Annotated in this window: 21 protein-coding genes; 5 read left to right on the forward strand and 16 right to left on the reverse strand. The window is 70.9% G+C overall.

Annotated elements, in window-relative coordinates:
• The first annotated feature begins 88 nt into the window (after positions 1–88).
• Entirely contained in the window at positions 89–1240 is a 1152-nt protein-coding gene (locus ACIBH4_RS20925; RefSeq protein ID WP_362765676.1) for a saccharopine dehydrogenase NADP-binding domain-containing protein, read from the forward strand.
• Between the two features lie 24 nt (positions 1241–1264).
• Here ACIBH4_RS20925 and ACIBH4_RS20930 read toward each other — a convergent pair whose 3' ends face one another.
• The 12 genes from ACIBH4_RS20930 to ACIBH4_RS20985 all read right to left on the reverse strand — a co-directional run bounded on the left by ACIBH4_RS20930 (position 1265) and on the right by ACIBH4_RS20985 (position 15355).
• Entirely contained in the window at positions 1265–2326 is a 1062-nt protein-coding gene (locus tag ACIBH4_RS20930) for a VWA domain-containing protein (protein ID WP_362765673.1), read from the reverse strand.
• Positions 2327–2388: 62 nt separating this feature from the next.
• Positions 2389–3339, reverse strand: coding sequence for a VWA domain-containing protein (locus ACIBH4_RS20935; protein WP_362508018.1), 951 nt, complete (start codon positions 3337–3339; stop codon positions 2389–2391).
• A gap of 175 nt (positions 3340–3514) precedes the next feature.
• Positions 3515–4579: a DUF58 domain-containing protein gene (locus tag ACIBH4_RS20940; RefSeq protein WP_362765670.1), complete on the reverse strand. Its 1065-nt coding sequence runs from the start codon at positions 4577–4579 to the stop codon at positions 3515–3517.
• Between the two features lie 6 nt (positions 4580–4585).
• Positions 4586–5575: a MoxR family ATPase gene (locus tag ACIBH4_RS20945; RefSeq protein ID WP_362508024.1), complete on the reverse strand. Its 990-nt coding sequence runs from the start codon at positions 5573–5575 to the stop codon at positions 4586–4588.
• An 80-nt stretch (positions 5576–5655) separates the two neighbouring features.
• Positions 5656–6474 carry a trypsin-like peptidase domain-containing protein gene (locus ACIBH4_RS20950; RefSeq protein ID WP_362508027.1) on the reverse strand — a complete coding sequence of 273 codons (819 nt, stop codon included), beginning with the start codon at positions 6472–6474 and terminating at the stop codon, positions 5656–5658.
• 80 nt (positions 6475–6554) lie between these two features.
• Positions 6555–7829, reverse strand: a complete 1275-nt coding sequence (locus ACIBH4_RS20955; protein WP_362508030.1) for a glycosyltransferase — start codon at positions 7827–7829, stop codon at positions 6555–6557.
• Positions 7826–10063 (reverse strand): glycoside hydrolase domain-containing protein, encoded by a 2238-nt coding sequence (locus ACIBH4_RS20960; RefSeq protein WP_362508270.1) that lies wholly within the window; start codon positions 10061–10063, stop codon positions 7826–7828. The genes ACIBH4_RS20955 and ACIBH4_RS20960 overlap by 4 nt, the downstream gene beginning before the upstream one ends.
• 199 nt (positions 10064–10262) lie before the next feature.
• Positions 10263–11126: a maleylpyruvate isomerase family mycothiol-dependent enzyme gene (locus tag ACIBH4_RS20965; protein WP_362765667.1), complete on the reverse strand. Its 864-nt coding sequence runs from the start codon at positions 11124–11126 to the stop codon at positions 10263–10265.
• A gap of 190 nt (positions 11127–11316) precedes the next feature.
• Complete coding sequence (locus ACIBH4_RS20970; RefSeq protein ID WP_362508036.1) at positions 11317–12078, reverse strand: SDR family oxidoreductase; 762 nt, start codon at positions 12076–12078, stop codon at positions 11317–11319.
• Positions 12079–12304: 226 nt separating this feature from the next.
• Positions 12305–13297 carry a sigma-70 family RNA polymerase sigma factor gene (locus tag ACIBH4_RS20975; RefSeq protein ID WP_362508039.1) on the reverse strand — a complete coding sequence of 331 codons (993 nt, stop codon included), beginning with the start codon at positions 13295–13297 and terminating at the stop codon, positions 12305–12307.
• 54 nt (positions 13298–13351) lie between these two features.
• Positions 13352–14197 (reverse strand): hypothetical protein, encoded by an 846-nt coding sequence (locus ACIBH4_RS20980; RefSeq protein ID WP_362765664.1) that lies wholly within the window; start codon positions 14195–14197, stop codon positions 13352–13354.
• Positions 14198–14500: 303 nt separating this feature from the next.
• Complete coding sequence (locus ACIBH4_RS20985; protein WP_362508045.1) at positions 14501–15355, reverse strand: helix-turn-helix transcriptional regulator; 855 nt, start codon at positions 15353–15355, stop codon at positions 14501–14503.
• Between the two features lie 151 nt (positions 15356–15506).
• Here ACIBH4_RS20985 and ACIBH4_RS20990 point away from each other — a divergent pair, with 151 nt between their 5' ends.
• Positions 15507–16112 carry an NAD(P)H-dependent oxidoreductase gene (locus ACIBH4_RS20990; RefSeq protein ID WP_362508048.1) on the forward strand — a complete coding sequence of 202 codons (606 nt, stop codon included), beginning with the start codon at positions 15507–15509 and terminating at the stop codon, positions 16110–16112.
• A gap of 87 nt (positions 16113–16199) precedes the next feature.
• Here ACIBH4_RS20990 and erm read toward each other — a convergent pair whose 3' ends face one another.
• Positions 16200–16895 (reverse strand): ErmE/ErmH/ErmO/ErmR family 23S rRNA (adenine(2058)-N(6))-methyltransferase, encoded by a 696-nt coding sequence (erm, locus tag ACIBH4_RS20995; protein ID WP_399172643.1) that lies wholly within the window; start codon positions 16893–16895, stop codon positions 16200–16202.
• A 485-nt stretch (positions 16896–17380) separates the two neighbouring features.
• A complete protein-coding gene (locus ACIBH4_RS21000; protein WP_362508055.1) occupies positions 17381–18697 on the reverse strand; it encodes a GH1 family beta-glucosidase in 1317 nt (438 codons plus the stop codon).
• A gap of 70 nt (positions 18698–18767) precedes the next feature.
• On the opposite strand from ACIBH4_RS21000, the gene ACIBH4_RS21005 reads away from it, so the two are divergent.
• Positions 18768–19424, forward strand: coding sequence for a TetR/AcrR family transcriptional regulator (locus ACIBH4_RS21005; RefSeq protein ID WP_362508058.1), 657 nt, complete (start codon positions 18768–18770; stop codon positions 19422–19424).
• 13 nt (positions 19425–19437) lie between these two features.
• Here ACIBH4_RS21005 and ACIBH4_RS21010 read toward each other — a convergent pair whose 3' ends face one another.
• Positions 19438–20376 carry an aldo/keto reductase gene (locus ACIBH4_RS21010; protein WP_362508061.1) on the reverse strand — a complete coding sequence of 313 codons (939 nt, stop codon included), beginning with the start codon at positions 20374–20376 and terminating at the stop codon, positions 19438–19440.
• 274 nt (positions 20377–20650) lie between these two features.
• On the opposite strand from ACIBH4_RS21010, the gene ACIBH4_RS21015 reads away from it, so the two are divergent.
• Together ACIBH4_RS21015 and ACIBH4_RS21020 are read left to right on the forward strand one after the other, a co-directional pair.
• Positions 20651–21007: a MerR family transcriptional regulator gene (locus tag ACIBH4_RS21015; RefSeq protein ID WP_362508064.1), complete on the forward strand. Its 357-nt coding sequence runs from the start codon at positions 20651–20653 to the stop codon at positions 21005–21007.
• Between the two features lie 326 nt (positions 21008–21333).
• A complete protein-coding gene (locus ACIBH4_RS21020; RefSeq protein ID WP_362508067.1) occupies positions 21334–22794 on the forward strand; it encodes a penicillin-binding transpeptidase domain-containing protein in 1461 nt (486 codons plus the stop codon).
• Here the strand turns inward: ACIBH4_RS21020 and ACIBH4_RS21025 are convergent.
• The gene (locus tag ACIBH4_RS21025) at positions 22782–24659 is read right to left on the reverse strand and encodes an ABC transporter ATP-binding protein (RefSeq protein WP_362508071.1); all 1878 of its coding nucleotides are present in this window, start codon (positions 24657–24659) and stop codon (positions 22782–22784) included. The genes ACIBH4_RS21020 and ACIBH4_RS21025 overlap by 13 nt on opposite strands.
• Positions 24660–24747 lie beyond the last annotated feature (88 nt).

A 24747-nucleotide genomic window follows, 5' to 3' on the forward strand; every position in this document is an offset into this window, starting at 1 on the left:
GAGTCATGTCATTCCAGACACTGGCCCCGATGGGGCAACGGGGACAGGATTTCGGCGGTGGATCACTTCGAGTACGCGGGGAGCAAGCATGGGATCGGGTCGGAACGTGGCGGTGTTCGGCGCCTACGGGCACACCGGGCGGTTCGTGGTCGCGGAGTTGCGGGAGCGCGGATACGTCCCGCTGCTCCTCGGCCGTGATCAGGACAAGCTGGCGGCGCTGGTGGAGGCCCACCCCGGACTTGAGAAGCGGCAGACGTCGGTCGAGGATCCGGCCTCGCTCGACCGCGCGCTGAAAGGCGCGGTCGCCGTGATCAACTGCGCCGGGCCCTTCGCCGCGACCGCCGCCCCGCTCATCGAGGCGGCATTGCGCGCCGGCATTCCGTATGTCGACGTGGCCGCCGAGATCGAGGCGAACGTCGACACGTTCGCGCGCTTCGCGGAGCGCGCCCGCGCCGCGGGCACCCTGGTGGTCCCGGCGATGGCCTTCTTCGGCGGGCTCGGCGACCTCCTGGTCACCGCCGCGATGGGCGACTGGACGGCGGCGGACGAGGCGCACATCGCCTACGGCCTGAGCAGCTGGCACCCCACCGGCGGAACGCTCGCCTCGGGCGTGGTCTCGGGGCAGCGGCGAGGTGGTCGCCGTGTTCGCTTCACCGGTGGACGGCTGGAGTATCACGACGACGCCCTGCCGATCTTGGAGTGGCCCTTCCCTGCTCCGCTCGGCCCCCAGAGCGTGATCGGAGAGTTCACCATGGCCGACGTCGTCACCGTTCCCAGCCACCTGGCCGTCCCGGAGGTGCGCACCTACATGACCGCCAAGGCGGCCTCGGACCTGTCCGCTCCCGACGCCCCGGCTCCGACCGCCGTCGACGAGCGTGGCCGTTCCGCGCAGACCTTCGTCGTCGACGTCCTCGTCCGCTCCGGCGGCACGGAACGCCGGGTGACCGCCGCCGGTCAGGACATCTACGCCATCAGTGCGCCGCTCGCGGTGGAGGCCGTCGACCGCATCCTCAGCGGCCGGACCAGGGGTGTCGGCAGCGCCGGGACCAGCGGAGGTACCGGAGTCATCGGCGGCGCCGAGAGTTCCGGCGGTGCCAAGGGCAGAGGGAGCACCGGCGGCGCCGGGAGCGCTGGGAGTGCCGGCGTCGCCTCCGCGGGCGCGGTCTTCGATGCCCCGGACTTCCTCCACGCCCTGTCCCCGCACCTCTCGCTGTACGCCCCGCTCGACGGTCGCCGCTGAGGTTTCGCGCGGACGCAGGTACGGTCAGCGGGCCGGAGGCCGGGGGCGGTTCCACCAGAGGGAGAGGGCGAGGGCCGCGGCGACGAGGAGGCCACCGCCGGTGGCGAAGGCGGCGGCGGTGTCGACCTGTTGGCGGATGACGGTGAAGGTGCCGGGGAGGGCGTCGAGGGCGTTTTGGAGCTGGTCGGCGTTCTCGGCGCGGTGGTAGGAGCCGCCGGTGGTCTGGGCCATCTGTTTGAGCGCGGGCTCGTCGATGGTGCGGGGGTTGCGGCCCCTGTCGAATCCACCACGGCCGCCTCCCCAGCCACCGCCCCAGCCGCCGAAGCCGCGGCCGTCGAACTGTGAGTTCTCGCAGACCATCGGGGCCGGGTCCGTGGTGCCGAAACCGATGGTGAAGACGCGGACGCGGCGCAGGGCCGCCTCCTGGGCGGCGACCTGCGGGTCGACGCCCTGGATGTTGGCGCCGTCGGTGAGTACGACGATCGCGGCACCGGCGTAGCCCGACCCGCTGTCGCCGGGGTCCGCCCCGGTGGGGGCGACCGACGGGTCGACCTCCGCGATCGCGTCGATCGAGGTGAGCACGGCCTGCCCGATCGCGGTGCCACGGGACACGGTGAGGCCGTCCAGCGCCTCGATCAGCGAGTCGGTGTCGTCGGTGGGCGGGACGAGCAGGCCCGCGGTGCCCGCGAAGGTGACCAGGCCGATGCGCGGCCCGCCCCGCTGTGACTCGATGAACTCGGCGGCGGCCTTCCTCGCGGCGGTGATGCGGTTGGGATCGACGTCCGTCGAGCACATCGAGCCGGAGGTGTCGAGCGCGAGCAGGATCGTCGCCGAGGTCTGCGGCACCGGGACCGACGCCTGCGGTCGCGCGGCCCCGACGGCGAGCAGCGCGAGCCCGACTGCGAACAGTGCCGTGGGGATCTTCCGCGTCCAGAGCGTACGACCGGGCAGGGCGCCGCGTACGAGCGCGATGGAGGTGACGCGCACGGCGGCCCGCCGACGGCGGCGGCGCGCCCACTCGCGGACGGCGAAGATCAGCGGGATGACGAGGAGGGAGAGCAGCGCCCATGGCCACGAGAACGACACTCAGATCACCCGCCCGGTTCGGAGTACGGTGAGCGCCGCGTCTGCGGCCATGGGAATGACACTTAGATCACCCGCCCGGTTCGGAGTACGGTGAGCGCCGCGCCCGCGGTGAGCAGGGCGAGGGCGAGTCCGATCAGCCCGCCGGCGAGCGGCAGAGGCTCGTCGGAGACGGTGACCCGCAGGTCGATCGTGTCGGCGATCCCGTCGAGTCGCGCGGTGTCGGAGGCCGGGTGGTAGGCGCCACCGGTGGTCTGCGCGATCAAGGTGAGGGTGTCCTCCTCAAGCGAGGTCTGCAGACGGTAGCCGTCGACCTTCACCGTCGCCCCGGCCGTGGTGCCGACCCCGACGGTGTGGATGTGGACGCCCGCCCGCTGGGCCACCGCGGCGGCCTGTTCGACGTCCCCGCCCCCGTTCTGGCCGTCGGAGAACATCACGACCGTCGCGGACGGCCAGTAGCCGATGTCGGGCGCGGGGCCGTCGCGGCCGACGGCCACCTGCTTGCCGGTGATCGCCGACAGGGAGGCCGTGATGGCCGCCCCCAGCGAAGTGCCACCGACGATCTTCAGCCGGTCGATGGCCTTGAGCGCGACGGAGTGGTCGGCGTCGGGCCGCGCGGTGGTGAGCGCACCGCGTTCGAACGCGACGACTCCGATGTCGACGCTGTCGGGCTGCGCCGCCACGAACGCGCGGGCCGCCCGCTGCGCGGCCGCGAGCCGGGTGGGCGCGACGTCGTCGGCCCCCATGCTGTTGGAGACGTCGATGGCGAGGATGACGGTGCCCGCGGTCCGCGGGACCGGCACCATCGCCGCAGGTCCGGCCGCGGCGACCGCGAGTATCCCGACGCCGGCGATCACCAGGCCGACACCGAGGTACGCCTGGCGGCCGCCGGGCACCGCGACTCCGGCGGCGGTGAGGGCGGTCGTTCTGCGGCGTGCCGAGACGACGGCCGCCCAGGCGAGCGCCGCCGTGAGGAGCAGTCCGACGGCGAGCAGCAGCGGGAAGGACAGCGTCACGAGGCCTCCTTCGCCGGCCTCGGGTATCCGTTGACGACCTCGTGGTTCCGGGTTCGATCGACGGTGCCGAGGTGTTCGGTCGTGGTGGCTTGGTTCCGGGTTCGGGTGATGAGTTCGGCATGCTCGGTCGTTGCGGCTCGGCTCCGGGGCCGATCGATGGTTCCGACATGCTCGGTCATGGCGACCGGTCCCTGGTCCGGGCGACGACTTCGACGAGTGCCTCGCCCAGGTCGCGGTCGGTGTCGATGCGGTGGACGGGCACCCCCGCCCGGCGCATGCCCGCCTTGAGCCGGGCGTCGCGGGCGTCGACGGCGGCGCGGAGGCGGACCCGTAGCAGCGGGTCGGCGGAGTCGACGACGAGTTGCTCGCCGGTCTCGGCGTCCTCGACCACGATCAGCCCGGCCTCGGGCAGTACGTCGTCGGCCGCGTCCACGATCCGCAGGGCGACCACCTCGTGCCGCCGGGCCAGGCGCTGGAGCGAGCGTTCCCAGTCGCCGTCGCCGATGAAGTCGGACAGTACGACGATGAGTGCGCGGCGGCGCGCGAGCCGCCCGGCCGCGTCGAGCATCTCCGCCAGGTCGGTGGTGGTGCCGGAGTGCGTCTTGGAAGCACGTTTCGGCTCGGCGTCGGCGCGTACCTTGAAGGCGCGTTTCAGCGTGGCGCCGACGCCGGTCCTGGCAGTATGTTCCGGTTCACCGCCGACGCCGGTCTCGGGAGTACGTTCCGATTCACCGCCGACGCGCGTCCTGAAGGTGCGTTTCGGTTCTGCGCCGTCGCGCGCCCCGGAGGTGCGTTCCAGTTCGGCGCCGATCCGCAGCGCGTGCCGCCGGGAGGTGCCGGGTGGCACGACGCGCGGCTTCCCGGTGTCGAAGAGCAGGGCGCCGACGCGGTTGCCGCCCCGGCCGAACAGCCGGGCGAGGACGAGCGCGAGTTCGGCGAGTACGTCGTGCTTGCCGCGTCCCGGCCGGCCGGCCGTCATCGACGCCGACCGGTCGAGGACGAGCCACACCGTCAGCTCACGGTCCTCGGTGAACACTCGCAGGTGCGGATCGTCCAGCCGTGCGGTCACGTTCCAGTCGATGTGCCGGGCGTCGTCGCCTTCGCTGTAGGCGCGTAGCCCGGTGAAGTCGATTCCCGAGCCGCGGTGCGCGGTGCGGTGGGCGCCCTGGAGCCGGCCGTCGAGCCTGCGGACGACCTTCCACTCCAGGCGGAGCAGGAGTTTTTCGGGGGCGGTGGCCATGGCGGTTCAGCGGTTCTGCAGGACGACGTCGGGCGTACGAACGGCCCCGAGCACCGCGGTGATGATCGCGTCGGTGTCGACGTCGTCGGCGAGGGCCTCGTAGGACAGTACGAGGCGGTGGCGCAGCACGTCGAGCGCGATCTCGGACAGGTCGTGCGGCAGCACGTAGTCGCGGCCACGCAGGAACGCCAGAGCCCGGGCGCCCGTGACGAGCGCGATGGACGCCCGCGGGCTCGCGCCGTGGGTGACGTACCGTTCCAGCTCGCCGAGCCCGGCCATCGCGGGGGAACGGGTCACGGAGACGAGCCGTACCGCGTAGTCGACGATCGCCAGGTCGACGTACACCTGCTGGGCGCGGGCCCGCATCGCGATCAGGTCCTCGGCCGTCACCGTCGGCTGCGGCGGCTCGGGCGGGCGCAGCGCCCGTTCGACGATCGCCCGCTCCTCGACCTGTGTCGGATAGTCGACGACCACCTTCATCATGAAACGGTCGACCTGCGCCTCGGGCAGCGGGTAGGTGCCCTCCGACTCGATCGGGTTCTCCGTCGCCATGACCAGGAACGGCTCGGGCACCCGGAACGTCTCGCGGCCGATCGTCACCTGGTGCTCCTGCATCACCTCCAGCAGGGCGCTCTGCACCTTGGCGGGGGCGCGGTTGATCTCGTCGGCGAGCAGCAGGTTCGCGAACACCGGGCCGAGCTCGGTTTTGAACTCCCCGGAGTGCTGGTGGTAGACCCGCGTGCCCACGAGGTCGGCCGGTACCAGGTCGGGGGTGAACTGGACGCGCTGGAAACTGCCGGCGATCGCGGCGGCCATCGACCTCACCGCGAGCGTCTTGGCCAGGCCGGGTACGCCCTCGACGAGCAGGTGGCCACCGGCGATCAACGCGACGGCCATGCGTTCCAGCAGGACATCCTGCCCGACGATCGTGCGTTTGACCTCGAACAGCACCTGTTCGAGCGGATGGGCCGACTGGGAGAACCTGGTCGAGGTCATCGTGTTCCTTCCGGCGTGGAGACCCCCGCCTTGAGGTGTGGGGAGGAAGTCAAATGGCGTCCCTTCTCGTGACGCCGCGGTCAGATCTGGGGTCCGTCACCCGGCGGCCCGTCGCCTTCGCCGCCGCCCAGGGCCGCACCGATCGGCACCGCGAACGCGATGCCGGCGAACGCCTCGTCGTTTCCCGGGTCGGCGATCGAGACGACGACCCCGATGACCAGGCCGCGGGCGTCCAGGAGGGGGCCGCCGGAACTGCCGGGGTTCACGGAGGCGTCGAACTGGATGAGCCCGTTCGGGCCGCCGTCATTGGCGGTCCGGTTCAGGCCGGACACGACGCCGGTGGAGACGCTGTAGGTGAGGCCCAGCGGATTGCCGATCGCGACGACGGGCGCGCCCACGGCCGCGGTGCCGCCGAGCGTCGCCGGGACGACGATCTCGGGCAGCTTCTCGGGTTTTAGGGTCGCGACGTCGAGCTTGGGGTTCGACGACGCGACGACGGCCTTCGTCCTGGTGCCGTCGGCGAACGTCACGGTGACCTTCCCGGCGTCTTTGCCGGAACCGCCTTTGTCGGAGGTGCCTTTGACGACGTGGTGCGCCGTCAGGATCGTCCCGTCCTCGGCGGCGATCACTCCGGTTCCGAGCGACTTCTCGGCCTGGATGACCACCACCGACGGCCCGACCCTCTTGAAGACGTCGTTCACCGTGAGCGTCGCGCTGGGCGTCGGTGTCGCGCTCGGCCCGGACGCGGCCTCCTCGCCGTTCCCGCCGCTGCTTCCCAGCCAGTACGCGAGCAGCGCCACGACGACGAGCGTGACACCTCCGACGACGAACCGCCCGGTCCTTCCGGCCACGGTTTTTTGAGCCCTGGCCGCGTCGGTCTCCTGCGGCATGGGCTCCATCTACCCATACTCATTAATCTCAGTCGAAAGTGCTACAAACTCTGCCTGGGAACTCCATGGGAACCGGGGGCGTGCGGAGGTCAGAGGGCGCCGACGGTGAGAGCTTTCTGGGGGAACAGGTTGTCGAACACCGCGGCCCGGTCGAACGCCATCGCGCGGGTGCGGGCGCGCTGTTCCAGGTCCTGGCGTTCGGTGGCGGACATCTCCAGGACCACCCGGTCCACGGCCGCGGCGAGGCCGCCGATGTCCCTGGGCTCGACGATGACGGCGGTGTCGCCGACCGCCTCCAGGGTCCCGCCCGTCCTGGTCGTGACGATCGGTCCGCCTCCGGCCAGCATCTTCTCGGCGAGGGCGATGCCGAACGTCTCGACGAAGTCGGGTTCGGGTTTGGTGGGCAGGACGTAGGCCGCGCAGCCGCGCATGAGCAGTGGCTTCTCGTTGTCGTCCACGTCGGTGAGGATCGTCACCCGGTCGTCCTCCTTGGCCAGCGCCCGTATCTCCTTCAGCGCGGGCCCGGTGCCGGCGACGACCAGCTTCACCCGCGACCGGCAGCGCATCCGGCCGTAGGCGGCCATCAGGTCGTGGATGCCCTTCGCCCGGGTCACCCGGGACAGGAACAGGATGTATCCGTCGCGCTCCAGACCGCGTTTCGCGAGCGCGGCGTCCACGTCGGCCGGATCCGGGTCGAGGAAGGCGGAGGAGTCGATGGGCGGGTAGCTGACGGTCACGCGACGCCGGCACTGCTCGGCGAACGTGGTGCCGCAGTGAGCGTCCACCTGCTCGGCCGAGGCGACGATCTCCTCCCGGGTGTACTCGGAGACCGCGACGACCTCGTCGTTGGCGAGGAACGTGGTGAACAGCACGGTCGCCGCGCCGAACCGGCCCTCCCGCAGGCAGGACCGGATCACGTTGGTCACGTCGGAGCCGACCGCCTTCGCGACGGTGTGCACGTCGGGCGCGAACCCGGCGGCGCGCGCGGAGGTGACCGCGTCCATGACGACCGAGGTGTGCGGCACGAGATACATGGACAGGCAGGTCGTGGGCACCGGTTCCGCGAGCAGTTCGACGAGGCGTCCGGTGAGTCCCGCCTGGTGGCGCCCGTCGGGCACCCGGTAGTCGCCGACCGCCTCGGGACGCTCCACGGTGATCCCGGCGCTGTACGGCAGCAGCCGGTCGAGCGGCTTGAGCGGCAGTCCGGCCGCCTGCAGCGCGGGGATCGGCCAGGTCAGCAGGCGTACGTCGTCGAACCCGCGGGTCAGTGCCACCTCGGCGAGGTTGCGGGCCTCGCCTGAATGGCCGCAGATGACCGGGTCGGCCCTGACAACGATGACGAGACGGCGGCGGGGGTTGGTCATCGTGCTTCCTTCGTTCTGGCGGGCGGATCTGAAAGAGACGGGGGGCGGACCTCCCGCCCCCACCCGGACGGCTCCGGGCCCAGCCGCAGGTGCAACACACCGCCCCGATGCACGGTGGCGGCGCTCAGATGCGTCGCGTTCATGGGTTCGCCGTTGAGGGTCGCCGACTGGACGTACTGCGCCGGCGGGTCACGGTCGATGCCGTCGACACCGATCGGCGTCTCGCGGTGCCCGCTGGTCTCGATGACGAACTCGTTGCCACCGGCCTTGAGCACGGCCCCGGAGAACGCGGGCGCGTTGACCAGGAACAGGTTCTGGCCGGCGATCGGGAACAGTCCCAGCGACGCCCAGACGTACCAGGAACTCAGGCCGCCGGAGTCGTCGTTGCCGGGCAGCCCGCCGGGTCCGGTGCCGAACTGCCAGGTCAGCGCGGCCTGGACCACCTCGGCCGTACGGTCGGGCCGCCCCGCGTAGTGATACGCCCACGGCGCTTCCATGTCGGGCTCGTTGTTCAGCCCCTCGAACCGGTTCAGGGCGTATCCGGCCGCCATCTCCGCAGCCTGGGGGCGCCGCCCCGGCTGTGCCACCGGTGCGGCGTCGAAGCCGAAGAACCTGTCCAGCATGCCGATGAAGGCCCGGTCTCCGCCCGCCAGGGCGATCCTCGCGGCCATGTCGTGCAGCAGCCGGAACGAGTAGTTCCACTTGCCGCCCTCGTAGAACTCCGAGTCGCGCAGCAGTCCCGTACTCGGGTCGAAGGCGTTCACCCACCGGCGGCTGCGGTCGTCGAGATCGTCGGCGAGGCGCCGGTCGTTCATCGCGCGGGCGACCTGCGCCGTGCAGTGGTGGCCGTAGGCGAGGTCGAGGGTGTGGGTGATCGGGTGCACCACCCCGTGCTCGAAGAACTCCTCGCCGTACAGGCGACGCAGGTCGTCGACCATGTGCACGAGCGCCCAGTTCCAGTCCAGGCCCGCCCGGCCGAGAGCGTGGGCGTCGGCCAGCGCGGTGTGCGCGAGCGCGCTCGCCTGGCGGTAGAAGCGGTCGGCGCCGCGAGCCATCCGGTAGCCGATGGGGAAGTTGCCCTCTTCCTCGCAGACCCGGATCAGCGACTCCAGCAGATGCGCGGCCCGGTCGGGGACGATGGCCGCGAGCAGCGGCAACTGCGTCTTGTAGATGTCCCACATGGTGCACACGTCGAACGCGAACGGCCCGGACGTCGGCCAGAACGGGCTCTCGTCGTCGGCGAAACACGGCTTGATCAGCGAGTGGTAGAGCGCCGTCGCGAACACGGTGCGGCGGGCCGGCGTGCCCCCCTCGACCTGAACGCGGTCGAGGTGGTCGCCCCAGCGGACCCTGGTCTTGGACCGCACCACGTCGAACGCCGGCCGGGCCCCGCACTCGCGCTCCAGGTTCTCCCGCGCCTGGTCGCACCCGCGCAGCGAGAACCCGAGCCGCACCTCGATCGTCTGCCCAGGCTCGGTGGGACCCATGAAGAGCATGCCGAAGGGACGCAACGTGGTGTGCCGGATGCTGTCGAAGTCCAGGCGGGTGCCGCCGTCGATGAGCCGCCGGTCGTACCAGAGCATCTGCCGCCAGCCGGGAGCGTCGACGTCCAGGTACACCGAGAGCGGGACGCCCTCCATCGCCACCGTGCCCTGGGCCCGGCCGTGGCCCATGCTCTCCACCTGCGCACGCAACGGCACGGTGCGGCCGTGCTCGATGGCGAGGCCGCCGCAGGACAGGTCGACCACCACGCGAGCGCTGCTGTGCCGGGGGAACGTGTATCGGTGCACGGCGACCTTGGTGCCCACGGTGAGCTCGCAGCGGATCCCGGTGTCGAGGGTGGCCGCGTAGTAGCCCGCCTCCGCCACCTCGTCGTGCAGCGGCCAGGCCTCACCCAGCGCGTCCAGCGGCTGCACCATCGGGGTGACCCGGACGTAGTTGTAGTACTTGCGGATCGCGCCGGTGCCCGACTGCTGGAAGTGGGTGAACCCGGACGCCTGCAGCCGCTCGAACATCTCCTCGGGGACACCTTCGGTGTTCTTGGTGTATCTGCCGTAGCCCGTCGGGTACGCGCCGGAGTAGGCGCAGGCCGACACCATGCCCAGCGGTGACGTGGCGCCCGGATGGGTATTGCCCACCTGCGGTTTCGGCCACCACCAAGTGGCGGCCAGACCATGTGCCCGAGGCAGGTCGGTGGCCGCTACGCCGATGAAGGGATCAACATTGTCGAGGATGGCGGGACTCTACCCAGACGCGATACCGCCGTAGGTTTCGGTGAGGTGAAATCCTGTGTCCGGAGTCACAAAAGACCCGGATCGGCCGATGATTTCCGGGATCTTCCGCGACTCTCGGGACCACCGCGACGGTGTGCGGGTCCGCTCGGCGAACCGGTGCCTCTCACCCGGCCCCGGGCACGCTCGGGATCATCGGCTTCTACGACGACGTGTCTTCGGGATCTTCAGGCCTCATGGCGGTGGACAGCTTGGAAAGGCCCTCGACGGCGGCGTTCGAGACCCCGACGATCTCGGAGAGAGAGGGGCCGCGCCCGGAGAGGCTCTCCAGCACCGCCTCGAACGGCCCGCCGAGGTCAGGGGGCGAGGCGCTTCCGGCGGTCACCCTGACGTCGTCCTGCCGCCCCGAGATCTCGTACACGCCGTCGGGACTGCCCACGAGTTGGAAGGACACCTGTGGGAGGTCGCCGAACAGCGCGGCGACACCTCCGGCGAACAGCAGGCCGTACAGGGCGGCGAGGCGCCGAACGGTGACGTCCGGCGGGCCGTCCGTCCGCAGGGTCTGCGACATGTCGCGCTCGTGGAGCCAGGTGTCCCACAGCACGTGCAGGGACCGTACCGACCACAGGGTCTCGCGACCCGCGACGTTGCGTTCCAGGGAGGAGTCGCCCTTCTCGATCCGGGCACCGAGGCTGTCGTACTCGTCCTCCGTCACCGTCAGGAGCGCCTCGACCGTCTGCTCGGGGGACCGGCCCGCGGAGTCCTGGAGCCACAGGTCGGGAGTCGAGGTGGGATCGAACGATCCGAGCCCGTTGAAGCGGGTGTACCCCGACTGGCCGGTGAGCTCGGCGACGTGATACTCCGCCACATCGACGATGTGGCGGACGACATCGTGAACGGACCACTCCGTGCAGTGCGTCGGAGCCGCCCAGTCGGATGGCGTCAACTCGGCGAGGCGACCGGCGAGGCTCCTGCGCTGCGTGTACAGCGCCTCGCGCATCACCTCTGGGCCGCAGCTCAATCCCGCCCTCTCGGTGAGTGTCAGCCGGCTCGAATCAACGCTCACGAAGACTCCGCTCGTTTTCTCGGGGGTGCGCAGGGTATCCGGCCGGATTCGCGTCTGTCGAGGATCTTCGCGGCCATCCGCTCGTCGAACGCGTCACCCGAGGAAGTCCGCTGGATTACCCCTTCCGCCGCTGTCGAGCCGCCTCCCCGATCACAGGTGAAGCGACGTCGTCGGCCGCCGAGCGCGATCGTCAGTCCAGGACCGCGCCGCAGGTGATGTTGAGCACCGTCCCCGTCATGGTGCGTCCCCAGTCGGAGGCGGCGAAGACGGCCACGTTGCCGACGTCCTCCAGCGACGCCGCCCGCCCGACCAGGGTTTGCCCCACGATGTCCCGCACGATGTCCTCGCGCTCGTCGAGGTGGGCGGGGATCGTCTCCGGCAGGCCACCGGTCCGCAGGGTGACGACGCGAATCCCGTGAGGGCCGAGCTCGACGGCGAGCTGGCGTCGCATGGACTCGACCGCGTCCAACGAGGTGAGCAGACCTCCCAGGTTGTAGCGTCGCGTCGCGCTGTGGTCGCCCGCCCCGCCGAAAAACATGATCACGCCCGACCGCCGCCCGATCATGTGCCGGGCGGCCGCGCGCGAGGTGAGGAGTTTTGAGCGTACGGCGGTCACGACCGGGCTCAGGTAGTCCTCCAGGGACATGTCGACCATCGGCGTCCCCTGCACGTCCGTGTCCGCGATCACGTTGAGGGAGACGTCGATGCTTCCCGCCTCCGCCGCGACGGCGGCCGCGTGCTCGTCGACCGACCTCTCGTCCAGCGCGTCGACCTCGGCGGTCTCGGCCGCGCCTCCCACGGCACGGATCCGGTCGGCGACCCTCTCCAGGGTCGTCAGGGTCCGTCCGGCGAGAAAGACGCGTGCCCCCTCGCGGCCGAACGCGCGGGCGACGGCACCCCCGACCGAGCCGCCTCCGCCGTAGATGATCGCGTTCTTGCCCTTGAGCGACATGGTCCGCCTCCTGTGTGTCGAATGGGTGGTGTCGCCGCGTACAACCCGTGGAGGGCGCCGAACTCATCGCCCGGCGTCGAGATTCCGCCCGACACCGAGACTGCCCGGCGTCGAGACCGCCTCATGGTGGGATCATCCGGCGCCCAGACCGCTTCACACTGAGACTGCTTCACCCGAGACCGCTTCACACCGCGATCGCCTCATGCCGGAAGCGGTGGGCGCCGGATCAGTCCGCGATCTCGCCAGGGAGGCCGAACATGGGGAAGATCTCCGGCGTCAGGAACGAGACGATCTCGGCGATCCTCGTACCCCGCAGTGTGAGCAGGTCGAGCCCGGTCGCGGCGTGGACCTTCCTGCCCTCGTCCCACATGTAGGTGCCGAACGCGAGCTGCCCGTTCGCGTACGTCGGCAGGAAGCGCCACCGGCCGGTCAGCGGTCCCTCGATCAGGAAGGCCCTGATCCTCTCGTGCCCCTCGTACCATTCCGTCAGCGGCGGCATCGCGTATCTGGCGTCGTCGGTCAGCATCGCCACGATGGCCTCGACGTCTCCTGCCTCCCACGCGGCGGCGTACCGATCCGCGATCTCCCGGAGCTCCTTCCCGTCCGGGGAACGCCGGTCGATGTCGGGAAGCCGTGGGCCGATCACCTTGCGGGCCCGCTGCAGCGCGCTGTTGACCGAGGCGACCGTGGTCTCCAGCAGGTCCGCGACCTCGCGTGCCGAGAACCCGAGGACCTCACGCAGGACCAGGACGGCCCGCTGGCGAGCCGACAGGTGCTGGAGCGCGGCGACGAAGGCGAGTTCCATGCCTTCGCGGGCCATGTAGCGGGCCTCGGGGCCCGGTCGCTCGTCGGGGTACGGCTCGATCCACGAGGTCTCGGCGAGCGGCGCGGCACCCGGGCCGAAATCGGTGGGGAGCTCCCGGCGGCCCCGGCGTTCGATCAGCGTGAGACACCTGTTGGTCGCGATCTTGTACAGCCACGACCGGATCGAGCCCCGGTCCTCGAACCGCTCCAGGCTCCGCCAGGCACGCACCAGCGTCTCCTGCACGGTGTCTTCGGCATCGTGGACCGATCCGAGCATCCGGTAACAGTGCGCGTGCAGCTCACCGCGGAACGGCTCGACCAGCTGCCCGAACGCGTCGGGGTCACCCTTCCTCGCGGCGTCCAGAAGCCGCGCTCCGGGCGCGTCGAGCCCGGACTTCCCCTCGATCTCGCTCATCTCGCGGAACCTACCGGCGAGCCCTGACAGTTCGCCGGGCGGTGCTGCGAGGGGTCAGCAACGGTCGCGTTTGACGCAGGTGGTCGAGGCGTTGAAGAACTGCCAGATGCTGAACCTTCGTACGTAGAGGGGGGCGGAGGCTCGACCGAGCACCTTGATCCGCCTGATGCCGGTCTGCTTGTTCATCGTGACCTTCACGCACGTCAGGCACGCCCCGTGGTATCCCGGCAGGACGAAGCGGGAGATGGACGCGGCGCGGTGCCCCAGCCCTCGGTTGGAGAGTCCCAGCCCCACCTCCCGGTAGATGCGCCTCGACCCCTTGAGGTTGAACGCGCCGGAGCCGATGATCGCGTGGTTCGAGTTCGGGGGGCAGTGTACGAATATCCGGACGCTACTGGCCTGGCGGGGCCACGTGGGGACGACGCGGAGCGAAGGGACCTTTTTCAGCCACGGGGGGATGGTGTTCCTGCCGCCGAAGGGAGGCAGCCAGACCGTGCTCTTGGTCTTGCTCTTAATGGTCGCGGTCGCGGTCGCGGTCGCGGTCGAAGTGGCGTTCACGGTCGCGGTGGCGCTGGCGGTGGCACTGGGGGTTGCCGTGGCGAGGGGGGTGGGGGTGAGCGTGGGAGTCGGGGTGGGTGCGGCCTTGGCGCCGGCCGTGGCGGCCGGGGTGGGGACGGCTTTGACACTGTTCGTGGGGACGGGTGCGGGGGTGGGGGCGGCGTTGGCCGTGACGACGGGGGTGGGGAGGGCCTTGACGTCGACCCTGGTGGTCGGCGCGGGAATGGGCGGGGCGATCGGCCTGGCGGCGGGTGTGGGAGTGGGCGGGACGACCGGTTCGGCCGGGGTGCTCGGGGCCGCCATGAGAGTGGTGGCCACTCCGATCCGTATGGCGAGACGCATGCGCTCCTCCTGTCTGACGCCCGGGTCGCTGTACGGTCGTCACGTGGCGTGACGTGGGTGTCGGTGGAGGGGATCCGCCCGGCGGTACGAACCGGAGGGGAGCATCGCGCGTGCGCCCTGACCAGGCTGATCGTCTCGATTATGCCGGTTGTGACGCACAGTGGGGGGAGCCACGCTGGTACGGACCCGATCGTGGCCGTACGCGGGTATGGTCCGCTTCCCCGGTGGGCGACGTGTCCCGTGCCGGATGATCTGTACGATCCGGGTGGACGCACCGCTTCCCCAGCGGCGACGTATCCCGCGTCAGCCGGACACCGCGCGCAGCGCGCCCGGGCGGCGGCCGGTGAGGCGGTCGAGTGCGGCGGCGGTGGCGTCGTCCGCGGGGAGATGGACGATGAGGCGCTGGTCGTCGTCGGCGGGCAGTTCGAGGGTTTCGTACGCCAGGCGCAGCTCACCCGCGTCGGGGTGGACCAGTCGCGTGACGCCGCTGGACTTCGGGAGGCCGGGCAGGGTGTCCACCCGCCCGGCGAAATCCGCCCCGGCGGTGACGGCCAGCTCGTCGGCGAGTGTGGCGATGTGCCAGTCCGCCCTGAACGGCCCCTGCTTGAGCGCGGCGACCTGTTCGTCGGCGACATGCTCCCAGTCGGGGTAGGCGGTCCGTGCCCGGCTGTCGGCGAACACGAAGCGGGCGAGGTTCGGCGGGCTGCCGTCCAGCAGGCCGATCGGCCGCGCCAGCCGGTCGTACCCCGTCGTCCAGGCGAGGATCTCGCTCAGCCGGTTGAGCAGCAGGGCGGGGGCGGGCTCCAGCCGGTCGAGCAGTGCCCGTACGGTGGGGCGGACCGCGCGGGCCGGCGTCGTCGCGCCCATGCAGGTGAAGCCGCCGTCGGCCGACTTGGAGAGCCGGTGCAGGTGGACGCGTTCGCTCGTGGTCAGCCGTAGCGCGGTGGCGAGCGCGGACAGTACGGGGGTGGACGGGCGGCGGTCTCGTCCCTGTTCGAGCCGGGTGAGGTATTCGACGCTGACTCCGGCGAGCGTGGCGAGCTCGGCCCTGCGCAGGCCCGGCGTGCGGCGGCGGGAGCCGGTGGGCAGCCCCACCTCGGCGGGGGTGACGGCTTCACGGCGGATGCGCAGGAACATGCCCAGCTCGTTGTCGCTCACGTTTCGAACGTAACAGCCGTGGCCGCCGTGGTCGTGGCCCTGTCACTACCAGCCTTGGCCCGGTCTTCCTGGTCTCCACGCCGCCCGGCAGGTTGGGGGACGTGATCTTCCGGTCACCCATGAACCCCTATCTCCAGCAGGGAGCACAGACATGCCCAGTGAGACCCTCAACCTCACGGTGATCATCGGTAGCGTGCGGCAGGAAAGGTTCGGCCCCGTGGTCGCGAACTGGTTCACCGAGCGGGCCGAGCGGCACGGCCGGTTCGCGGTGGACCTCGTCGATCTGGCGGACACGCCCCTGCCGCTGGAGCTGCCGCCCCTGCCACCGGCGCTCGAACCCGACATGGCCCGCCCCGCCGAGATGGCGGACCTCACCCGGCGGATCGACGCGGCCGACGCGATCGTCGTGGTGACACCGGACTACAACCGCAGCTTCCCGGCCTCGCTGAAGGCCGCGATCGACTGGCACTACACCGAGTGGGCGGCGAAGGCGGTCGGCTTCGTCGGCTACAGCGGGGGGAGCGGCGGCCTTCTGGCGATAGAGCAGTTGCGGCAGGTCTTCGGTGAGTTGCACGCCCACACGGTCCGCGACTACGTCAGCTTCCCCCGGTACTTCGAGCTGTTCGGCCCCGACGGCGACCTCAAGGAGCCCGAGAGGTACGACGCGGCCGCGAAGGCGATGCTCGACCAGCTTCTCTGGTGGGGCTCGATCCTGCACGACGCCCGGCGCGACCGCCCGTACGGCGCCGAGGGGTAGGGCCCCCTCGAACAGCCGTTCGCCGTACGGGTTGGGAACCCCCGGGGCCGGCCGATGGGGCGGGCCGGCCCCGGGGGTTCCCGGGTGTCATCGGTGAAGCAGCTCGAACAGCGTGAGCCACCGGTCAGGATGGACGAACGCCACCACGGTGTCACGGTCGACCCGCGCCTCCGCGAACGCGGCGTCGACCCGGTGGGGCGCGTACCGCATCCGCAGCGAGGCGTGCAGCGAACCGCCCAGCCCGGTGAAGCCGTACTCGACGAACTCCCGCCAGGCCGCGTCCCGGCCGCCGGGCAGCAGCGGGACGGGACGCGACTCGATCCGCAGGATCGCGGAGTCGACGGCGGGCACCGGCCGGAAACTCGCGCGGCCGACGTGGCCGGCCAGTTCCCAGGAGTGGCCGGGCCACGTCAGCACGGTCAGCCTGCTCCAGCGGCCGAAGTCGCCGGAACGTTTGCGCGCGTACTCCAGCTGGGTGAGCAGGGTCGCCGAGGTGAGCGCGGGCGCGCGCAGGCACCAGTCGACGATCTTCGAGGTGATCGAGTACGGGATGTTCCCGGCGACCGCGAACGGCTCGCGCGGGACCCGCGCGGCCAGGAAGTCGCCCCTGACCACCTCGATCCGGTCGTCGTCGCGGGTGCGGGCGGCGAGTTTGCCCGCGTGCAGCGGGTCGATCTCGTACGCCACCACCCTGGCGCAGCTTCCGGCGAGGGCGAGGGTGAGAGCACCCTCTCCCGCGCCGGGCTCCAGGACCAGCTCGTGCGATCCTGCCGCCTCGGCCATCCGCCGCACGGCGTGCGGATCGACGAGGAAGTTCTGCGAGAGGGTGCGTCTGGCGCGGTCGCGGTCACTGCGGCCACCGCCGTTTTTGACCTTTCTCTGGGTGTGTGAATGGTTTCCGTGCGCGAAGGAGTGCGCCACAGCTTTTCGCCCTTTCGGGTCCGAGGTGAAGGAAGGTCTCGGAGGCCCTGGGCGCGCGTAGGGAACGCGTGAAGAACGGAAGGAAGGTGAAGGTCCCCTAGCGGGCCGGAGGCCGGCTGTGGCGGGGACGGATCACGTAGCCGGCCGTCTGGCAGGCGAAGTACAGGCACATGGCCCTAGACGGTACGACCCGTCTCGTGTCAGCACAACGGGTTTTTCCTTCGGCGCGGCACACCGGGGTCGGCTCGGGAAAGGGCGCCCCGGCGCCTCGCGGGCGACGAGGGGGTCGGCGTGGGCGGCACGGGCGGCACGGCCGGGCGCGGTGAGGGGGCCGCCCGCGCCGCGCGTCACGACGGGGAGGGCGTGCCGCGCGAGATGCGGTCGCGCAGCCAGTGGTAGGAGGCCTTCGGGGTGCGCGTACCGGTGGGGAAGTCGACGTGCACGAGCCCGAAGCGCTGGCTGAAGCCCTCGGCCCACTCGAAGTTGTCCAGCAGGGACCAGACGTAGTAGCCGCGCACGTCCACCCCCTCGGCCCGCGCCCGCTCGACGGCCTCGATGTGGCCGTCGAGGAAGGCGATCCTGTCCTGGTCGTCCACGGTCCCGCCGGGGCCGGGCTCGTCGGGCTGGGAGCAGCCGTTCTCGGTGACGTAGACCGGCGGGAGTGCGTCGCCGTACCGGGCTTCGAGGCCGCAGAGCAGCTCGCGCAGGCCGTCGGGGACGACGGGCCAGCCGAAGGCGGTGGTGGGGTAGCCGGTGACGCCCACGTCCTCGAAGGGGAGGCCCTCGCCGCTGGGCGCGGCGATCCGGGTGGGGTTGTAGTAGTTGATACCGATGCCGTCGAGGGGCGCGCCGATCAGTTCCAGGTCGCCGTCGCGCACACAGTCGAGGCTCACCCCGTACGCGGACAGGTCGGGATAGGCGCCGAGGAGTACGGGGTCGTTGAACAGGCGGTTGTGCAGGGTGTCGTAGGCGTCGGCGGCGGCGAGGTCGGCGGGGTCGGGGGAGGCGGGCCAGACCGGGGTGCAGTTGTTGGTGATCAGGACCTTTTCCGCGCCGCGCGCCCTGAGCTCCCGCACGGCCAGGCCGTGCCCGAGCAACTGGTGGTGGACGGCGGGTAGCGCGTCCAGGACGAGGGTCCTGCCGGGGGCGTGGGTGCCCAGGGCGTAGCCGAAGACCATGTGGATGAAGGGCTCGTTCAGGGTGATCCACAGGGGGATCCGGTCGGCGAGTCTGTCGGCCACGGCCGCGGCGTACTCGGCGAAACGGTAGGCGGTGTCGCGGTTCAGCCAGCCGCCCTCGTCCTCCAGGGGCTGGGGCAGGTCCCAGTGGAAGAGCGTGGCCGCGGGGACGATGTCCTTCTCGTGGAGCGCGTCGGTGAGCCGGTCGTAGAAGTCGAGGCCCGCCCGGTTGATCGCGCCCCTGCCGTCCGGCTGGACGCGTGGCCAGGCGATGGAGAAGCGGTAGGAGTTCACCCCGAGATCGGACAGCAGCGCGATGTCCTCCGGCCAGCGGTGGTAGTGGTCGCAGGTCACGTCGCCGGTGTCACCGTCGCGGACGCGGCCGGGCCGGTGGGAGAAGGTGTCCCAGATCGAGACACCTCGCCCGTCCTCGGCGACGCCGCCCTCGATCTGGTAGGACGCGGTCGCCGTACCCCACAGAAACATCCCGACCTCCAGATAGCGCGAGTCTGGCTCATGTTAATCCCTCGGTCTGTCCGTGGGGGATGATGGGGAGATGACGAACGTCTCCGGGGGAACGCTTCGCCGTCGGCCCGCCCAGCGCCGCAGCCTGGAACGGGTGGAGCGCATGCTGGACGAGTGCGCGCGACTGCTGGACGAGGTCGGCTACGAGGCGCTGACCACCAAGGAGGTCGCGCGCCGCGCGGAGGTGCCCATCGGCACCTTCTACCAGTTCTTCCCCGACAAACAAGGACTCGTACGCGCGCTGGCGCTGCGCAACCTGGAGGCGTTCCTCGGCCGGGTCACGGCCAGGCTCTCCGAGGTGCGGCTGTCGGAGTGGACGGAGATGGTCGACCTCGCGATCGACGAGTTCGTCGCGATGAAGCGGTCCACGCCGGGCTTCGGGGTCGTCGACTTCGGCGAGGTGCTCGCCGCCCCCGGCGGTCCCGCCGTCAAGGGGACCAACCGCATGCTCGACGCCGCGCTGGAGAACAACGCCATCGTGGCCGACCGGCTCCGTACGATCATCGTCGAGGTGGTCGGCACCCCGATCGGACCCGAGCTGGACCGGGTGCTCTTCGTCGCGGTGGAGGCCGCCGACGCGGTGCTCAAACTCGCCTTCCGCTCCCTGCCCAACGGGGATCCCGACCTGATCGTCGAGTGCAAGCACCTGGTCCGCCGCTACCTGTCGGCGCACCTGCCCCAGGACTGACCCGCCCTCCCCGTCAGCGGGCGGCCTCCAGGCGGGCGCGGTGCTCGTCGTCGAGCTTGAGGTCCAGGGCGCCCAGGGCCTCCTCCAGCTGGGCGGTGGAGGTCACGCCGACGATCGGGATCGTCTTCACGTCACCGCCGATCAGCCAGGCCAGCACCACCTGGTTGACGGTCGCGTTCAGCTCACCCGCGATCTCCCGCAGCACGGCGAGCCCGCGGGTGGTGCCCGGGTGATCATAGATGTCCTGGATCGGGCGGTCCTCGCGGGTGTAGGCGCCGAACATGAGCGTGTTGTACGCCCACAGGGTGAGGTCGGACTCCGAGCGCAGATAGTCGAGCATGTCGTCCTGGGCCAGGACGTGGCCCCCCTCCCGCAGCGACACCCCGGGCCGGGGGCGCAGGTAGGTGTGGCGGAGCTGCACGTTCGTGTAGGGCGGCCAGCCGTTCGCCCGCGAGACGGCGCGGGCGCGCTCCAGACGCCAGGCCGGTACGTTGCTCGCGCCGATCTCGCGGACCTTGCCCGCCTGGGCGAGCTCGGCGAAGGCGCCCAGGGTCTCCTCCAGGGGAACGGAACGGTCTTCGAGGTGCGCCCAGTAAACGTCGACGTGGTCGGTGCCCAGCCGTCGCAGGCTGCCCTCGGCGGCGGCGGCGATCACCGGGGCGGACAGGCCCTCGGCGGAGTCCAGGGTCCGGTCACCGGGGACGGTCGGCCGCCCGCCGCACTTGGTGCTCAGCAGTATCCGGTCGCGGTTGCCCCGGGCGGCCAGCCATCGGCCGATGGCGAGCTCGCTCTCGTCGCCGGTGGCGCCCTCGTTCCAGAACGGGTAGTTGTTCGCGGTGTCCAGCAGGGCGCCTCCGGCGTCGACGAACCGGTCGAGGATCGCGAAGACGGTCTTGTCGTCGACCGTCGTGCCGAAGGGGATGGTGCCCAGAGCGAGGGGGATGTGAGTCATGGGCACCACCTTGAATGCTGGAGTGAACTCCAGGGCAAGTGGATGGCCGGGAAATGATGGAGAAAAATTGTTTGTGATGGCCAAGAGGGCATAGGTAGGGTTATGCGTGGTTTATCCCCTGGCTTCTCCGCAGGTGGATATGCCAAGGCTCTGAGCCGGTGTGGGCACACCGGATCGGGGCCGTTTTTGGTTGTGCCGATTCGTCGGTGGCGACAGGTCGGCAGGGGCGACTTTTCGGTTAGGCGGTTATTCGATGGGGGCCACGAGTGTGAGTGTGTACACACCGAGACAGGTGGTGGAGGAGACCGGCTTCAGCCTCGACACGCTCCGCTACTACGAGCGGATCGGGTTGCTTGAGTCGATCGACCGCAACGCGGCCGGGCAGCGCAGGTTCACCGAGAAGGACGTCGGCTGGCTCGGTATGGTCCGCTGCCTGCGCGACACCGGCATGCCGATCGCGGAGATGATCCGCTTCGCGGAGATGATCAGGGAGGGCGACCACACGGTCCACGACCGGATCGCGCTGCTCGAAGCACACGACCGGCGGGTGCAGGAGCAGGTCGAGAACCTGCGCGAGCAGCAGCGGGCGATCCGGAACAAGATCGCTTACTACCGCTCGGTGGCCGACTAGAAATCGCGGGGCCCGCCCCGGCGGGAGGTCGGGAACCGCGCGGCCCGCGTCGGTGGTCAGGCGGGAGGTCGCGCGGCCCGCGTCGATCCGCTCTCCCCGAGAACCGCGCGGTCCGCGTCGGTCCGCGTTGATCCGCGTCGCCCCGCGCCGTCGGGGGCCGCGTGTCCGGGTCGGTGGAGAGCCGTACGGCCGCGCGGTCCGCGTCGGCGTGACCCCTGAGGTATATGGCCGTTCAGAAGTCGTACGACGGCTTTGCCCCCGGTCGAGGTGCCCTTTTCGGTCCGGCTGTTAAACCGGTATCGAGGTCGGGTGTCCGGGGAGGGGTCATGATCGCACCGCGGGCACGCCGGATCAACATTCCGCTGCGTCACGTCGCCCTGATGTGCGGGGGGATGCTGTTCGCCCTTCTCGCCAGCGTGACCTACCTCCAAGCGCTGGACTCCGAACGGCTCAACGAGGACCCGCGCAACCGGCGGACGATGATCGCGCGCTTCGAGAACCCCCGGGGCAGGATCCTGCTCCGCGACGGCACGGTCGTCGCGACCAGCCGCAAGGCCAGGAACGCCGCCTACCGATACCGAAGGGTCTATCCCGGCGGTCCGCTCTACGCCACGATCACCGGGCACTTCTCGCTCCGCGGCACCGGCGGCGTCGAGCAGGCCGAGGAGGCACTGCTGTCGGGGAAGGACCCCCGGGTGAGGGTGCACGGGCTGGTCGAGGGCACTCGCGACGGCGCCACACTCAGGCTCACCGTCGACCGCGGTGCCCAGCGGGCCGCCTACGACGGGCTGCGCGCCACGGGAAGGCCCGGTGCCGTTGTCGCGATCGATCCTCGCACCGGCGCGATCCTCGCCATGGTCTCCCTGCCCTCCTACGACCCGAACCTCTACGCGAGCTTCGACGCGGCCATGCTCGACATGACGGACAAGCGGCTGCGGGGCGACCCCGCGGACCCGCTGCTGAACCGGGCGATCCAGCGGACCTACCCGCTGGGATCCACCTTCAAGGTAATCACCAGTGCGGCGGCGCTCGGCTCGGGGCGGTACGACCTCGACACCCGCGTCGGCGCCCCGAGGTCCTTCCACCTCCCCGGCACCGGCACCCACCTGCGCGACGGCCGCGCCGCCTGCGGCGACGTCGACCTTCCGCTGCTCCAGGCGTTCAGGCTCTCCTGCGACACCCCCTTCGCGAAGATCGGGATCGACCTCGGCCAGGACGCGCTGCGCGAGCGGGCGGAGGCCTTCGGGTTCGACACCGACGACCTGGAGGTGCCCATGCCGGTGACCAGGAGCGTCTATCCCTCCGAGCTGGACGACGCGCGGACCGCGATGTCGGCCCTGGGGCGGTCCGACGTCCGGGCGACCCCGCTCATGATCGCGATGATCGCGGCGGCGGTGGCCAACGACGGCTCGCTGATGCGCCCCCACCTCGTGGACGAGGTCCGCCTCGCCGACGGCGCGGTGATCGACGTGACCGAGCCCTCGCCGTACCGCCGCGCGGTCGGCGCCGAGGAGGCGGAACGGCTCACGGAGATGATGATCGCCGCCACCGGCAGGGAGGGAACCGGCGCCGCCGCGGCCCTCCGGAGGATGAAGGGCGCGGGGAGGACCGGCACGGCGGAGAACGTCCCCCCGGGGGAGGACCACGCCGTCTTCAGCGGCTTCGCCCCCGCGGTCTCCCCTCGGATCGCCGTCGGAGTGCTGGTCGAGGGCGGCGGCCCCGACAGGCGGGCGGCATCGATCGCGAGGGGCGTGATCGAGGCGTTCCTCGGCGGTCAGGCCGAGTAGGCCCTCGCCTGGAGGCCGTAGAGGTCGGCGTAGAGGCCGTCCAGATCCATGAGCTCCTCATGGGTGCCGTGCTCGACGACCTCGCCGTGGTCGAGGACGTAGATCCGGTCGGCGTAGCGGACGCTCGCCAGCCGGTGGGTGATGAGCAGCACGGTGCGCCCGTCGGCGTGCTGCCGGATGCGTTCGAACAGGGCGTGCTCGGCGCGGGCGTCCAGGGCGGCGGTGGGTTCGTCGCAGATCAGCAGCGGAGCGTCCCTGTGGAACCCCCGGGCCACCGCGATCCGCTGCCACTGGCCGCCCGACAACTCCTGGCCGTCCTTGAACCGCCGGTCGAGCAGGGTGCCGTAGCCGTGCGGCAACTCGGCCACCACCTGGTCGGCGCCCGCGACCTCGGCCGCCGCGACGAGCGCCGGCTCTCCCTTGTCGGTGCCCATGCTGATGTTGTAACGGGCGGTCAGCGGCCAGCGCGTGTGGTCCTGGGCGATGACCGCGATGCGATTGCGCAGCTCGTCGGGGTCGACGTCCGCCAGGTCCGTGCCGTCCCAGCTGACCCGGCCACTGTCCGGTTCGTACAGACCCGACAGGATCTTGGCCAGCGTGGTCTTGCCGGAACCGTTCTCCCCGACGAGGGCGATCACCTCCCCCCTGCCGATGGTGACCGTGAGCCCCCGGAGCGCGGGCTCCGCGGCTCCCGGGTAGGTGAAGACGACGTCCTCGGCGGTGATCCGCTCGAAATCCTCCGGCGCCCGCGCCGGGCGTCCGGCGGGCAGCCCGCTCTCGGTCTCGGCACAGAAGTCGAGGAAGTCGGTGAAGTACAGGCCCTCCTCGTAGAGGCGGTTCGTGGCGTGCATCAGGTTGGCGAGGTAGGTCTGGCCGGAACGGATCGCGAGCACCGCGGTGCCCGCGACCGCGAGAGGGACCGCGCCCACCGCGAGCAGCACGCCCAGGGCGACGTAGACCACGGCCGTGCCGACGCCGCCCAGCGCCTCGCCCACCACCCGCGCGAGGGCCTGGCGCCGTGCCAGTCCGAGCATCACGTTCTGCTCGGCCGTCGCCACCGCGTCGTACATCCGCATCAGGAAGCCGCGCATGGTGAACGAGCGCACCTCCGCGGCCGGCTCACGCTCGGCCAGCAGCTCCGCGATGATCCACTTACGGCGCCTGGCCGGGATCAGGGCGTACATCGTCGTGTAGCGCATGCGCGCCGCGCGGACCGCCGCCCACGCGTCGGGGAGCACCGCCAGCACCAGCAGAGGCAGCAGGACCGGGTGGAGCACCCCCAGCACGCTCGCCGCGGCGACGATGCCGATGAGCGCGGTCAGCGTGTTGATCGCCGTGCTCACCACCTCGTCCGCGACGCCGACCCCACGCGACCTGGCCCGCTGGAGCGCGTCGTGGAATTCGGGGTCGTCGAAGGACGCGAGGCCGACCCGGCTGGTCAGCCCGTACAGACGTTCCTCGGCGATCCGGCCGACCTGGGGTTCCAGCCGCGACTGTGCCCAGCCCGCGCCCGCCTGCGTGAGGGTGCGCAGCGTCGCGGCGACACCCACCAGGATCAGGCTGGGCAGGGCGGCCCGCACCCGCTCGGGGGTCGGTCCCGCCTCGAACAGCGCCGACAGCACCCCCGTCGTGGCGAACAGTCCGAACGCGGTGAAGATCCCGCCCAGCAGGCTCAGGGTGATCGCGACGACGGTGTCACGGGGGCCGGCCAGCCACGCCAGTCTGACGGCCTGCGACACCAGCGCGGGAAGCCTGCGGGCTATGGTCAGGAAGCCGACCTTCGTCATCTTGTCGGTGTGGGCGTACCAACCGGAGACGCTGATCTCGCCGATCTCTGGAGCCGGGTCGGCCGGGGAGTCTGTCATGGGAGCAGTGTGAGTCGACGCACCGGTGATGGCCATCGGATGGCCGAGGGCGGCCAGGGCTGGGCAGGATAATCCATAGCTAGAAAAG

The sequence above is a fragment of the Streptosporangium sp. NPDC050284 genome (assembly GCF_044459525.1).
In the GTDB taxonomy this organism is placed as follows: Bacteria; Actinomycetota; Actinomycetes; order Streptosporangiales; family Streptosporangiaceae; genus Streptosporangium.